Source organism: Vibrio sp. 970 (assembly GCF_033339075.1).
In genome coordinates this window covers 1-504 of record NZ_JAWOTW010000887.1, presented here as the reverse complement: position 1 = coordinate 504, position 504 = coordinate 1, and the positions used below count along the sequence as shown (strand labels likewise).

Here is a 504-nt window from a genome sequence, read left to right as displayed (position 1 = left end):
GAGGCGACAGACGTAACGCCTTCTTCAGATTTACAGCCCACCACACAAATCGATCTGTGCCCCTTTTGTTCACTTTGCAGATAGATTTGCTCGATTTCAGCATGAGTCGCAGGAATGGTCATTACAGCGCTCCTATTAACACGATGGTGGTGGTGATTTGAAGAATGTCTCTCAAACCAGCGCGCGCTTTTTCTGCAAAGCTTTCATCTTTATGAGGAATGTAAATCGTATCCCCAGCTCGAATGACAGGCAGATCGTAAATGTTGGCGGTTTTGCTGAAGTTTACGAGGTCGAACGTTCTCGCTTGGCCTTGGCAGCACGACATATTGACGATGCTAATTTTCTCAAGGTAAGCGCTGTTTGTTGGGCCGCCAGCTTCTGCCAATAAGTCTAAAACCGTCATGTTGTCGTTGAACACGTAGCGTCCCGGATCTCGTACTTCACCCAGTACGCGTACGGTGGATTCTTTAGAACGGTCGAGCCAGTTTTTGTTTTTCTCCGGAA

General features: G+C 47.6%; 1 protein-coding gene and 1 pseudogene. Both read right to left on the bottom strand.

Going from position 1 to position 504, the window contains the following annotated elements:
• Positions 1–122: pseudogene (locus R7Q11_RS29740) on the bottom strand (chromosome partitioning protein ParA); the annotation flags it as partial.
• Positions 122–504, bottom strand: a 383-nt coding sequence (locus R7Q11_RS29735; RefSeq protein ID WP_180821430.1) for a polysaccharide biosynthesis/export family protein, incomplete at its 5' end; no start/stop codon positions are given. The pseudogene R7Q11_RS29740 and the gene R7Q11_RS29735, both read right to left, overlap by 1 nt.